This window comes from Arenibacter catalasegens (genome assembly GCF_002909235.1).
Classification (GTDB): Bacteria; Bacteroidota; Bacteroidia; order Flavobacteriales; family Flavobacteriaceae; genus Arenibacter; species Arenibacter catalasegens.
Map to the genome: position 1 here is coordinate 40,727 of NZ_PHQQ01000013.1, position 13,721 is coordinate 54,447.

The window sequence follows — 13,721 nt, forward strand, 5'->3', positions numbered from 1 at the left end:
TTCCATGCAAAAATACAATAAGTAATTCTGCATATCAACTATTTAAAATATTGAAAATTAACTCTATGAGGTTAAGACAACATTGTTTTTGCCCGGCGAACACTTGCCACCAAAACATCTACTTCTTCCTTGGTATTATAAAAACTAAAGCTGGCCCTTACGGTGCCAGGAATTTTATAAAAATCCATAATGGGTTGGGCACAATGATGTCCTGTCCTTACAGCTACACCCAATTTATCCAATATACTCCCAATATCATAGGGATGAAGACCTTCTATGTTAAAAGAAATCACTGCTGTCTTTTCTTCAAAATTACCGTAAATTCTTAATCCCTCAATAGCTAGAAGTTCTTTGGATGCATATTCCAAAAGCTCGTGTTCGTATTGGGCTATGGCATCAAAACCAATAGCATTCATATAGTCCAAAGCAGCTCCAAAGGCAATTCCACCACAAATATTCGGGGTGCCGGCCTCAAACTTGTGCGGAAGATCCGCATAAGTAGTCTTTTCAAAAGTTACTTCTGCAATCATTTCACCTCCACCTTGGTAAGGTGGTAACTTGTTTAACCACTCCTCTTTCCCATAAAGCATTCCGACTCCTGTAGGTCCACACATTTTATGGGCTGAAACTACGTAAAAATCCACGTCTAATTTCTGTACATCGGCCTTTATATGTGGCGCAGCTTGGGCACCATCAATTAAAACCGCAGCACCAACATTATGGGCAGCAATAATTATTTCCTCTATTGGATTAATAGTACCCAAAGCGTTTGAAACATGGTTACAAAATACCAATTTGGTGCGGTGCGACAGTATTTTATGGTATTCTTCCATAATCAATTTACCTTCCACACTCATTGGAATCACTTTTAACACAGCTCCTGTCCGCTCACAGAGCATTTGCCAAGGAACTATGTTGGAATGGTGCTCCAATGCGGAAACAACAATTTCATCCCCCTTTTTCAAAAAAGAGGTAAAACCATTGGCTACTAAATTTATACCATGAGTAGTTCCGGAAGTAAAAATAATTTCATGAGGCTTAGCTGCATTAAAATGCTTTTGTATTTTCTGCCGTGCCTGTTCATAAACATCTGTTGCCTCTTGAGACAGCGTATGCACCCCTCTGTGGATATTTGCATTATAGTTACAGTAATAATCCACAATGGCGTCTATAACCTTCTGGGGGGTCTGGGATGTAGCAGCATTGTCTAGATACACCAAGGGATAGCCATTAACTTTCCTATTTAAGATTGGAAAGTCACTACGTATGCTCAATATATCGAAAACAGTTTGTATCATGGCAAAAATTCAATGCTGGGAATTACGTTGAATAGAAACTTTCTAAAGGTCAAATCCTAAACGAACGCCCAATTTGTTGGCAATTAATTTGTTGATCCTAACCTTTAATTCCGGGATTCGGACACTTTCCAAAACGTTATTGGCAAAAGCGTACATTAACAATGCCCTTGCTTCTTTTTTTGGAATTCCCCTAGACTGAAGATAAAATAAGGCCTCCTCGTCCAATTGCCCAATGGTACAACCGTGGGAGCATTTTACATCGTCTGCAAAAATCTCCAATTGAGGTTTTGTATTAATGGTAGCCTTGTCACTCATTAGAATATTATTGTTCTGTTGAAAGGCATTCGTCTTTTGAGCAATTTTATCTACAATAATCTTACCGTTGAAAACCCCAGTAGAATTTTCACCATAAATCCCCTTGTAATCCTGATGACTTTCACAATTGGGCTGTATATGATGCACCAATGTATGGTGGTCTATATGTTGTTTCTCCTCAATAATGGTAACCCCTTTCATGGTAGAATCTATCCTTTCTCCATTTTGATAGAAATTAAGGTTGTTTCGGGTTAATTTACCTCCAAAAGAAAACGTATGAACCTTTACAACACTACCGTCTTTCTGATCTATATAAGTATTGTCAATCAAGGAGGCAGTTGTTAAATCGTTCTGTACCTTGTAATAATCAACATTGGAATTCTTGGCAGCATAAATCTCTGTAACCGAATTGGTTAACACTTCATTTGCCGTTAAACTCTGATGGCGTTCAATAATTTGCATCTCCGCATTTTCTTCAGCAATTATCAAATTTCTAGGCTGCAATAATAGTGCGGCTTCATTCCCAGTTGAAAAATGAACGATTTCTATAGGCTTTTTCGGAATCTTATTCTTGGGAATGTAAATATAGGCTCCTTCCCTGCTAAAAGCAGTATTCAAGGTAGTTAATGAATCGTCCTTAGAAGCTATTTTATTAAAATAAACATCTATTATTTGCTTGTACATGGGTTTGTTCAAGGCGGAACTCATTAGACATACATCCACTCCGTCATGAGTAGTCTCCGACAAAAAAGAACTATACACCCCATCCACAAAGACAATCTTATAAGTGTCTATTTCATGTATAAAGTATTTTTTTACATCCCTGTATTCCAACATACTCTCCTTTTTAGGAAAGATGCTATAATCTATTTTTTGCAGTGTATTTAGGGATGTATATTTCCAGGCCTCCTCTTTTTTCGTAGGAAATCCTTTGGCTTCAAAATTTTTAATGGCCTCCGTGCGTATATCGTGTACAGGATGATCTACATCCACACCGTTTTCAAATGCCAAGAATGAAGAAACTAATTTTTCTTTTAAATCCATCTTTTTAAGTATTCAGTAATTAGTATTCAGTTTTCAGTTTTGCAAACTGTAGAGTGAACACTGTCAACTTATTTAAATAACAGTTTCCGGTTTCAACCAATCGTACCCTTTTTCTTCCAATTCCAAAGCTAGGTCCTTGGTGCCAGATTTAACGATCTTTCCGTTGTGCAATACATGAACAAAATCCGGAACTATATATTCCAATAAACGTTGGTAATGGGTAATAACAATGACTGCGTTGTCTTTGCTCTTTAATTTATTTACCCCATTGGCTACAATACGCAAGGCATCAATATCCAAACCGGAATCCGTTTCATCCAAAATGGCCAATTTAGGCTCCAACATGGCCATTTGAAAAATCTCGTTCCTTTTTTTCTCTCCTCCGGAAAACCCTTCGTTCAAGGAGCGCGATAAAAATTTCCTGTCAATTTCCAACATTTCTGATTTCTCACGAATCAATTTCAACATATCCTTAGCAGGCATATCTTCCAATCCCTTAGCTTTTCTAGATTCGTTAATGGCCGTCTTCATGAAATTGGTCACGGAAACCCCAGGAATTTCAACGGGATATTGAAAGGAAAGAAATATTCCTTTATGTGCCCTATCTTCAGGCGAAGTGTCTTCTAGGTTTTCTCCTTCCATAATTACCTCTCCCTGGGTAATTTCAAATTCTTCCTTCCCGGCAATTACAGCCGCCAAGGTACTTTTACCTGAGCCGTTAGGCCCCATTATGGCATGTACTTCACCAGCATTAACCGTTAGGTTTATTCCCCTTAGTATCTCCTTATCTTCTACTCTAGCGTGTAAATTGTTAATTTTCAGCATTGTTCTAAATTCAAATTATTTAAAATAATTGGCGCCTTCGGCATTTTATTAAAATCTTCTTTTTGATATTGTTATAAATCGGGTTGCAGTATTTTTTCCTCTGGCTTATGAACCCTTCTTTGCAGAAGACTAGCCCTCAGAACCAATTTCCCTTATCCTACAGATCCCTCTAGACTTATTTCCAATAATTTTTGGGCTTCTACAGCAAATTCCATTGGTAATTTATTCAGTACTTCCTTGCTGAAGCCGTTTACGATCAAGGCTATTGCCTTTTCCGTATTTATCCCCCTCTGGTTGCAATAAAAGATTTGGTCCTCCCCAATTTTACTGGTAGTGGCCTCATGTTCTATTTGTGCGGTCTTGTTCTTTACTTCAATATATGGAAAGGTATGTGCTCCACATTCGTTCCCCATCAGCAAGGAATCACATTGGGAAAAGTTCCTGGCATTGTCGGCCCTACTATTAATCTGTACCAATCCACGGTAGCTGTTTTGGGATTTTCCAGCCGAGATACCTTTTGAAATAATGGTACTTCTGGTATTCTTTCCTAAATGGATCATTTTAGTACCAGTATCCGCCTGTTGATAATTATTGGTAACGGCAATGGAATAAAATTCCCCTATGGAATTATCTCCTTTAAGTATACATGATGGATACTTCCAAGTAACTGCCGACCCAGTTTCTACCTGTGTCCAAGAAATTTTAGCATTCTTTTCGCACATTCCTCTTTTGGTCACAAAATTGAATACTCCCCCTACACCCTCTTTATTTCCAGGGAACCAGTTTTGGACGGTCGAGTACTTAATTTCGGAATCATCCAAAGCAATAAGCTCTACTACAGCAGCATGCAATTGGTTTTCATCACGGGAGGGCGCAGTACAACCTTCCAAGTAACTTACATAACTACCTTTATCGGCAATTACCAAGGTTCTTTCAAATTGTCCGGTACCTGCCTGATTAATTCTAAAATAAGTTGAAAGTTCCATAGGGCAGCGTACTCCTTTTGGAATGTAACAAAAAGACCCATCCGAAAAAACGGCCGAGTTAAGGGCTGCATAAAAGTTGTCCTTTTGGGGGACAACAGAACCTAAGTATTTCTTTACCAATTCAGGATGCTCTCTAATGGCCTCGGAAATGGAACAAAAAATTATTCCCTTTTCTCCAAGCGTCTTTTTAAAAGTGGTAGCTACCGATACTGAATCCATAACGATATCTACGGCCACTCCCGCCAACTTCTTCTGTTCGTCCAAAGAAATACCCAATTTTTTGAAAGTGTCCAGCAATTCTGGATCTACTTCATCCAAACTGTCATACTTTGGCTTTTTATTAGGGGCGGAATAATAGGAGATGGCTTGAAAATCAGGTTTTTTATAGTGAACATTTGCCCATTCCGGCTCAACCATTTCTTTCCAAATCTTAAAGGATTCCAAGCGCCATAAGGTCATCCATTCAGGTTCTTCCTTCTTTTTGGAAATAGCGATGACTATTTCCTCATTTAAACCATTCGGAAACGTATCTGATTCTATATCTGTGTAGAAACCATATTCATACTCCTTGGTTTCCAACTCTTTTTTTAATTCTTCCTCTGTATATGCCATTCTTCCTAATTTATCAATTGTTTACTGTAACAATTGGCTAATTATTTATCATCTCCAACGCAAGCATTGGTACATTTTTTATTCCCCATTGTTACATTAAAGAGAGAAACTCTCTCCACATCCGCAAGTTCTTTGGGCGTTGGGATTATTGAAAACAAACCCTTTGCCATTTAGTCCCCCCGAATATTCCAGTACCGTACCTACCAGATAAAGAAAACTTTTTTTATCCACAATAATACGCACTGCGTTGTCTTCAAAAATTTTATCGGTTTCAGAGGTCTTGTTATCAAAATCAAGTTCATAGGACAATCCACTGCAACCCCCGCTTTTTACACCTACCCGCACATAATCTTTGCTGGCATCAAAGCCTCCTTCGGCCATTAGGGCCATTACCCTCAGCTTAGCTGTTTCAGATACTTTAATCATTCTTAATTGGATTTAATCTAAATAGTTTACAAATATACTACATAAGAAGGGTTTTACCATATTTCCTTACATTAATATAACGTATAGTCAAATAGGGGATTTCTATTATAAAAGTTCCCCTCAAAAAAAATTGGCCAACAAAATTGCTTATCACAATTTTATGGCCAATTTTAAAATCCATTTAGATATAATTAGGGTCGTATTCTAATTATCATCCCCAATTTCATCAATAGCATCATCTATTTTCTCATTAACTTCCTTATCTACCTTTTCTCCTGCCTTTTCCAGAATACCTTTATCCTTTTCCACTTCCTTCTCTATAATTACAGTTTTTTCCTTGGTTTCCCTACAGGAGGTAATGGCAAAAAAAGGCAATCCCAAAACCAAAATTGTTATAATAAATTTTTTCATGTAATGTCTTTTTTAATTTACACGAATATACCAATAACTTCGGGAATACCCTGATTTAAGTCAATCCCTATTCGTTAAGTTTTAATTTAACATACCCAGTTATTCCGATTTCTCCATAAGTATATAATTCTTGATTGGACTTAATCCAGATTTAATAGTATGATATAGATCCGTAGTTATGGCATTTTCGCCTACAATAACATATTGTTGAATACAGCCTTCTTTACCCGCTAAAGACGTTCAGGCGTTTGTCTACTTAATTTTTAGGACAATAGCATCAGTATTTCCCTTTTGTTGCAGATTCATAAAATTGGCACTTTGGGAGTCTCCCACTAAAATTACTCCATGGTCCTGAGTTTCTATCGCATCAAAACCGAAATCGATACCGCTGCCCCCAAAAGAATTTTGCCAAATCAATTCGCCGGAAGCATTCGTTTTTATTAGCCAAATATCGTTTTCTCCTATGTTAGATGTAACGTCCCAATCTATGCTTTTGGAATTTCCTGCAATAATAAAACCCCCATCACTAGCAAGACTTACGCTTTGAGCAGCATCAAACTGAGAACCTCCGTAATTCTTTTCCCATAATAGATTCCCATTATCATCTATTTTTATAAGCCAGATGTCCGATTCTCCATTATTTTTAGAAATATCAGTATCATTGCTAAACGTGTTTCCTATAATTACATAAGCATTATCTTCAGTTTTCTCAATGTCGTAGGCTATTTCAATACCAGAGCCACCAAAAGACCGCTCCCAGACAAAACTACCATCACTCCCAATCTTTACCACCCAAAAATCATAACTTCCCTTGGAATTGGAAATGTCATAATCTTGACTTTCAGAAAACCCTGCCAAAACAAAACCTCCGTCCTTAGACTCCACTACCCCATGAGCCCTATCGTTATTGGTTCCTCCAAAATACTTTCGCCATTCCAAATTTCCATGTGCATCTAATTTTGTGCCCCAAAATTCACCTACACCATGTCTTGTTAAGTAGCTGCCCTTTTCTAAATAACCGTCTGATCTAGCCGCTGTAATATCTAAAAATCCTGAGAAAAAGAACCCTCCATCGGTAGTTTGGATTAAATCATAGGAATGATCATGCCCAGAAAAACCAAAACTCCTCTCCCATTGGATATTTCCAGAGGCATCCAATTTAAGTATCCAATTATCATGAAAGCCTTCATTACTACTGGCATCCCCATCACTACTCTGACTATAGCCGATAAGCGCATAGCCCCCATCGGTAGTTTGAACAATATTTTTACCAATATCATCCAAACTGCCGCCAAAGGTCTTACTCCATTGCAAAATGCCCTCATGGTCCAATTTTAACAACCAATAATCATTGTCCTCCATGGCCTTGTCGTTAATATCCCCGTCAATACTATTGGAAAACCCTAATATTGCATAACCCCCGTCATTAGTAGAAATAATGGCCTGGGCTGTATCGTCAAGAGAGCCCCCAAAGCTTTTAGCCCATTCCAATTCTCCTAAAAAAAGGGGATTATCTAGCTCATTCTTAGAATCTACCTTATCGTTAGAACAAGAAAGTGCGATAAAACAAAATATCAATATGGCCATTTTATCCATTGATCAATTTGATTTTTTAATTACAAAAAGTCCCGAATTAATATCACTTACCACAATTTTATTACTAGCAAAAAAAGGAAAAACACTCCAAACTCCATTAAAATCGGTCTTGTTGTCCGCAGGGTAAGTATCGAAGAAACCTTCTTCGGCAATGGATTTATCATTGATACCCGAAATATCCAAAACACGGACCCCAGCGGTATAATTAGCAAGGAAAAATTCACCCTCTCTTACATAGCCATTATGATCAATCGCATTGGTCTTCCCTAAATAAGTATGATGGAGGACCGGTACTGTTAAATCAGTGAAATCGAAAACTAAAGTCCGTGATGAGAATCCAAAATTCACTTCGTCCAATTCATCTCCCAAGATAAAATACTTTTGGTCCTGAGTAAACCACCCTTGATGGGTATAGGCAAAATTACTATAGGTCATTGTAGAAATTTCTTCAGGAATAGCCTTGTTGGAAACATCCACTAAAACCACATGATCCTCATTAGCACCAACAAATACTTCTTTTCCAATAAAATTTGAATCTGGTCCGTTATAGGTTAAAACCTGCCCATCATGTGTGTAGCCTGAAGCGCCATAACCTCCGGAACTCAAAGGATTCTTGGGGTCTTGGATATTTAAAAAGTGTACTCCACCATTATATATATCATCCCTTGCAGTGCCAACAGCATAGGCAAATCCTGTATCCTCATTGATGACAATATTATGACAATTCCCAAATCCGGTATAGAGCGCATCTGCCGTAAATGTTTCAGGAGAGGAAACGACATTCCGCAACCTTGTAAGATCCATTACTTGCATACCATGACCTTGTGCTTCAGAAACTATAAAAGCGTGATCCTTATAGACCTTGATGTCGCGCCAAGTACTATTCACTGTAGCAGTTGGCAATTTTCCTAGATATCTTAGATTATCGGCATCGGTAATATCTATAAATGCAGTACCATTATTTAACCCGACTATGGCATATTCCTTATTGTTTAATGTATCCGTCCAGCCCCAAATATCACTGGCCGAACTAGCCTGAAAAGTATCTAAGGAGATACGACCAAGAAAATCATATCCATTACAAGGGTATATACCTGCCATCCCATTTACACAAGACGTAAAAGTCTTTTGTAGATCAGGGTTATCTGGATTATTGCCCTCATCCTTGGGGCCTTCATCGCTTGAACAGCCTACAAAAAAAATAGCACAAAGTGCAGTCAGAAAGAACAAATTCCTTTTCATAGCATAGTATTTAGTTCCTTTAACCGTAAAGATAAGCCTTATCTGCAATGATTTTAGTATCAATGGGTTACCAAAGGCCTTAAGACTTGTAATTAAAACAGTAAATACACTATGAAATAAAGCTTGTCCTTATATAAATAGAATATAATTATTTTCTAAAACCTAGATTGCCTTTAGGTTTTTTAGTCATCGTATACCAAGTTTCTGTGGACCAAAGCGAGTGATCGTTTTCGCTTTTAAACGGCTTTTTAATATGGATATAGACTACCTTATTCTCCTGAATTCCCTCAATTTCTAAAAATACCTTCTTTCGATCTTCTGACAGGTTTACCGATTTGATTTTAAGCTCTTCCTCTCCCAATTTTGGTCCCCCATAATCCTCTGTTGCTTCGTAATAATACTGTTCTACCGTAAAATCCTCCTTATTCAATAACTCCTTAGAATCAATTGGTTCTGTCAATTCAATTTCCATTCCATTGCTTTTGGCCCTAACCGCCAACATTTCAAAGGTTGATTTTTCATTGTAATGAAATCGATGCAAGGCATACCAAAGTCGACCCTCATGCCTCCAATTGCCTCCAGACCCCACACCTCCGGCATATAGGTCGCCATCAGGGCCCCAAACGGTCCTGTTTATTCCAGCATCCAATCCCTGAATAAAACGGAAAGCAGCACCCTGCTTTATACCATCCACCTCATCTATAAAAACCCTCTTTATTCCCCCATGGGTTACATCTCCATGTATCATTTGATCTTTATATGGGCCAATATTAAGAATTGCGGGTTGGCTTGGGGAATTGCTGATTTCACCATGTGGAAGCCAAACAAGTGGAGGATCTTCCTTATAATCCTTAACACGTTCCCAATCCGCATGCTTAAATCCGTAAAATTTTCCCTTTTCTACGCGCACAATTTTACTAGTAGGTATCCAATTTCCTTGATTATCCGCTACATATAGTGCCCCATCCGGTCCCTCGGCTATGCCATTAGGTGTTCTAAAACCTTCAGCTATAATCTCCACTTCACTACCGTCCTTACTAATTCTTACCACCTTTCCCCTGTCCTTCACTTCTTTGAATTCAGAGCCCAAATCTGTTGCTAAAGTGGCATAAAAACTACCCTCTTTATAAACCAGCCCAAAGGCAAATTCATGGTAATGGGAAGTAACATTCCAAGCATCACAAACCTTTTTGTACTCGTCAATTATCCCGTCACCATCGTTATCAATCAATTTGGTAAGTTCCTGCTTTTGCAATACATATAGCTCCCCGTCTACCATTTTTATTCCCAAAGGTTCGGCCAATCCTTTTGCTATTTGTGTGACTTCTATAGACTCCGGATCGTCAGTGTTATAGTTTTTCAGAATATAAACAGAACCAGTCTCATCCCAAGTACAAATGACCATCTTGTCCTTATCTATAAAATCTATACCTCCAATCCTCGGATGAAATTCCGATGGTTTGGCCTGGAACATATCAAAGGACGGATGAACGGCATTCAATGGCATTTGATCTCCTGGTAAAGTGCTCGCCCGTTTTGGTATATATGGTGTCAATTTTCTAAAGGCACTTGCATCGTGATAAAAAACCGAATCTGGAACTACTGTAAACAGTTCCCCATCATCTGACCATTGCAAAGAAAGTCCATAGCCTCCACCTCCTTGTTGAAATTGTAGTAAAAATTCATTCCATCCTTTTTCCAAAACAGCCTTTGAACTTACCGCCTCAGCTCCATGATCTCCTCTGTTATCGATGATTTCGGAACCATTAAGAATCAGCACCGAGCCATCGTCACTAATAAGCCTAAATGTTTTATCCGCTTTGAAATTCGATTTTATATAACCCCTGAACTCAACGTAAAAATTTTCATTGATTTCCCCTAAGGCACCTGAAGTGGGTAAATGAATAGCAGGGGCAATTCCATTTAAGATGGGCAAGGTACTTTTGGTAAGATCTTCATATAGATCACCACTGTCATTAACCAAGTAAAAATTGGCCGCCGCCCCAGCTTGTTTGACTTTCTTATCTCCACCTCTTTTATCAATGTTATCCAAAGCAAACGTAATATCAGGGGTATTCAATGCAATATCTACCCCTTGTTCCATAGGCTCCGGCTCACCATCTAGGGACAAAATATAATAAGTCATATTCTGTGCTTCGGATCTTGATAAATCCGGATGGGCAGACATTAGGGTAGCGCCCCAATTACCCGTACCGCCCAGTCTAATTTTGTCCGCCAAGGCACCAATAGTAGGCCAATTAAAAGGATATCGCTTTGCTATGGAATCATATGCCGGTCCTACTAGGTTTTCATGTTCAAGATGACACGCATTACAATCGCTCTGGCCCACCATTTTTCTGCCATCTGCAATCATTCCTGTATCATCAGAAATAGGTTCTTTCCAATTAACCGGAACAGGATTAAAATACGTTTTAACCGTGGTCCTTTTTGCAATCTCCAATCCATCGCTTTGGTCTTCCCTTTTTCCACCGCTTAATACTTCCTTATATATTAATGTATTATCCGGTCTATAATTTAATATTGGTATTAGGTCATTGGAAGAACCTTCCAGGAGGGTGAAGTTCCTAATCAATCCAGAATGGGTGTCCTCCAATTCATATTCCGGAATTTCCCGAATCTTAACTGTTTTTCCTTCTTTAGATATCAGTTCAAAATCGACACCCACCTGGCCTTTAATCATGGAATAACCCAAATAATTGACCTTGGGAATTTCAATGCCTTCTTGAGTTTTTAATCTCCATTGCGTTTCTTGGGATTCATCCTGCAAATAGGCAAAACCAAAACTGGTAGGCTGAATACCGTGTGCAGTTGTGTATACCGCTCCCTCATAATTAACACCACCTTTCCATACTTTATACAAGTTTCCGGATTGCAGATTGTAACACATATACAAATCCTTATTTAAGGCAACAGTCAACATCCTTGGCTGCTTATCCATCACAGATCGAAATACCCAAGTATCTATTGGCCGATCATAAATAGCGCTACTCTCACAAGAGAGATTAAAACTTATCAAAAACAAAAGAATGGGCAAGAGGAAGAATTTGTAATATTTCATTTCTTAGCTAGATAAAAACTTTTAAGTTAAATTAAGATAACAAGATATAATAAGTTTATCAATAATCGAGTTATTGCTTAAACGATTAATTTTTTTAAAAAATAAGGTGCCGAAAAATATGTATCTTGTGAAATGGCCCATTTTTACAGGCTAATTAGCTTTCTAAAATTCGTTGCCAAAACCTGGTATTTAAGGATTTAGAACCCCATTTTGAGAAATTAACAATTTTTATTGAAAATATATTGAAATATCTTTATGCTGATTACAAAAATTTAATTTAAATTCAAATCCATTTTTAAAAAATAGAAAACTTTCAAAAATTATGTCCAAAAAAAAGACCGCATCTAGTAACAATTCACGAAGAGATTTTATTAAAGGTACCGGCTTGGCAACTGCCGGATTTATGATCGTACCAAGACACGTATTGGGAGGTCCGGGTTATGTTGCTCCTAGTGACAAATTAAATATTGCCGGCATTGGTGCAGGTGGTAAAGGTAGAAGTGATATTGCATCTTTCGCTGAAAGTCCCAATGTTAATATAGTAGGGCTTTGTGATGTTGATGATAGGCAGGCTGTTGAATCCAGAAAGTCTTTCCCAAAGGCAAAATACTATGCCGATTTTAGAACAATGTTAGAAAATGAGAAGGACAATATTGATGCCGTTTCGGTATCAACTCCAGATCACAATCATGCCGTAGCCGCCTATATGGCTATGGAAATGGGCAAACACGTGTATGTGCAAAAACCCCTAACACATGATATCTGGGAGGCTAGAATGCTTACCGAGGCTGCAAAAAAATTCAAGGTAGTTACTCAAATGGGTAATCAAGGTGGTTCTGGTGATGGCGTAAGAAAAATGAAAGAACTTTATGATACTGGTATCATAGGTGATGTACATACCGTAAAATGTTGGACCAATAGAGCTATTTGGCCACAAGCCCTTCAAACACCGACCAAAAAAGACAAAACACCAAAAGGCTTAAATTGGGACCTGTGGTTGGGTACCGCGGAAATGCGCGATTATAATGAGGCTTACCTTCCTTTTGATTGGAGAGGCTGGTCCGATTTCGGAACAGGTGCACTAGGTGATATGGCTTGCCATATTATGGATCCAGTATATAGAATACTGCCTATACTTTACCCTAACCAAGTGGAGTGTAGTGTTTCGGATTCCTTTAAAGGGAAATTTGAAACTGCCGATTACCCCAAGAGTTTCCCTAATTCAAGTAAAATACACCTAAGCTATCCAAAAACGGATGGTAAAGGCACTGTTAAGGTTACTTGGATGGACGGTGGACTTCTGCCGGAAAGACCAGATGAAATGGGTGATGACGAAGCTTTGGGTAACTGGGATGGTGGAGTACTATTTATTGGTACAAAAGGTAAATTGTTGGCTGACTGTTATGGCGCCAACCCAAGATTGCTTCCATTATCGTTAAACGAGCAGTTTGAAGTTGCAGAAACCATAGCTAGAGTTCCGGAAGGACACTACCTGCAATGGGTAAATGCCTGTATGGCAGGTTATGGCAATGCTGAGACCAGTTCTTCATTTGATTATGCCGGTCCTTTTACCGAAAGTATTCTTATAGGTAACTTGGCCCTTAAATCCTATTTTGAAGTAGACCCTAGTGCCGATAAAGGTAGCTTCTGGGGCGGCTCAAAATACAATGGAAGAAAACGTTTGTTATGGGATGCAGAAAACATGAGGGTTACCAACTTTGAGGCTGCCAACAAATATGTAAAGCGTAATTATAGAGCAGGATATTCTTTGGGATAGACCTCTTTATTATATATTGATTTAAAAAGCCGGACTTTGTAAGTATCATTAAGAATACTTATTAAGGTCCGGCTTTTTAATTGTTTACTTATAGGTCCTATATTAGGGAT

10 protein-coding genes are annotated in these 13,721 nt (G+C 38.3%); 1 reads left to right on the plus strand and 9 read right to left on the minus strand.

The annotated features are described in order from the left end of the window. Positions 1-71 precede the first annotated feature (71 nt). From CWD90_RS11770 to CWD90_RS11810, 9 genes are all read right to left on the minus strand, one after another. Positions 72-1,298 (minus strand): aminotransferase class V-fold PLP-dependent enzyme, encoded by a 1,227-nt coding sequence (locus tag CWD90_RS11770; RefSeq protein ID WP_103476267.1) that lies wholly within the window; start codon positions 1,296-1,298, stop codon positions 72-74. Positions 1,299-1,340: 42 nt separating this feature from the next. After that, positions 1,341-2,657, minus strand: coding sequence for a Fe-S cluster assembly protein SufD (gene sufD, locus CWD90_RS11775; RefSeq protein WP_103476268.1), 1,317 nt, complete (start codon positions 2,655-2,657; stop codon positions 1,341-1,343). Positions 2,658-2,729: 72 nt separating this feature from the next. Beyond that, the gene (gene sufC / locus CWD90_RS11780; protein ID WP_103476269.1) at positions 2,730-3,482 is read right to left on the minus strand and encodes a Fe-S cluster assembly ATPase SufC; all 753 of its coding nucleotides are present in this window, start codon (positions 3,480-3,482) and stop codon (positions 2,730-2,732) included. Positions 3,483-3,634: 152 nt separating this feature from the next. Continuing rightward, complete coding sequence (gene sufB / locus CWD90_RS11785; RefSeq protein WP_103476270.1) at positions 3,635-5,080, minus strand: Fe-S cluster assembly protein SufB; 1,446 nt, start codon at positions 5,078-5,080, stop codon at positions 3,635-3,637. 96 nt (positions 5,081-5,176) lie between these two features. Next, on the minus strand, positions 5,177-5,506 hold the full coding sequence (locus CWD90_RS11790; RefSeq protein WP_103476271.1) for a HesB/IscA family protein: 330 nt from the start codon (positions 5,504-5,506) through the stop codon (positions 5,177-5,179). 204 nt (positions 5,507-5,710) lie between these two features. Further along, on the minus strand, positions 5,711-5,917 hold the full coding sequence (locus tag CWD90_RS11795) for a hypothetical protein (RefSeq protein ID WP_103476272.1): 207 nt from the start codon (positions 5,915-5,917) through the stop codon (positions 5,711-5,713). A gap of 252 nt (positions 5,918-6,169) precedes the next feature. Then, entirely contained in the window at positions 6,170-7,513 is a 1,344-nt protein-coding gene (locus tag CWD90_RS11800) for a hypothetical protein (RefSeq protein WP_103476273.1), read from the minus strand. 3 nt (positions 7,514-7,516) lie between these two features. After that, positions 7,517-8,755 carry a choice-of-anchor B family protein gene (locus CWD90_RS11805; RefSeq protein ID WP_103476274.1) on the minus strand — a complete coding sequence of 413 codons (1,239 nt, stop codon included), beginning with the start codon at positions 8,753-8,755 and terminating at the stop codon, positions 7,517-7,519. A 148-nt stretch (positions 8,756-8,903) separates the two neighbouring features. Next, entirely contained in the window at positions 8,904-11,834 is a 2,931-nt protein-coding gene (locus CWD90_RS11810) for a PA14 domain-containing protein (protein ID WP_103476275.1), read from the minus strand. Positions 11,835-12,156: 322 nt separating this feature from the next. On the opposite strand from CWD90_RS11810, the gene CWD90_RS11815 reads away from it, so the two are divergent. Continuing rightward, positions 12,157-13,611, plus strand: coding sequence for a Gfo/Idh/MocA family protein (locus tag CWD90_RS11815; protein ID WP_103476276.1), 1,455 nt, complete (start codon positions 12,157-12,159; stop codon positions 13,609-13,611). Positions 13,612-13,721 lie beyond the last annotated feature (110 nt).